The sequence below is a fragment of the Ulvibacter sp. 2210JD10-4 genome, from assembly GCF_058148525.1.
This window is the reverse complement of record NZ_JBYVJZ010000063.1, coordinates 1-251: the sequence shown is the minus strand read 5'-3', so window position 1 is coordinate 251 and position 251 is coordinate 1. Positions and strand designations below refer to the sequence as shown.

1 pseudogene is annotated in these 251 nt (G+C 34.3%); it reads left to right on the top strand.

Annotated features, from left to right (window positions below):
* A pseudogene (locus ACY2RT_RS15480) lies at nt 1-251 on the top strand (methionine adenosyltransferase); the annotation flags it as partial.

The following is a 251-nucleotide window of genomic DNA, read 5'->3' as shown; positions in this document are numbered from 1 at the left end:
AAAAATAATGAAATTAAGTATTTGCGTCCGGATTCTAAAAGCCAGGTTACCATAGAATACAGTGATGACAATGTTCCTCAAAAGATCGTAGCTATTGTAGTTTCCACACAGCACGATGATTTTGACGAAGATGAAGTAATGCTGGCAAAAATTAAAAAGGACATTATTGAAATCCCTATTCCGCGGGTTAAAGCAAAATTACCTCAATATGTACAAGAGTTGTTTAACGATAATATCACCTACCACATTAA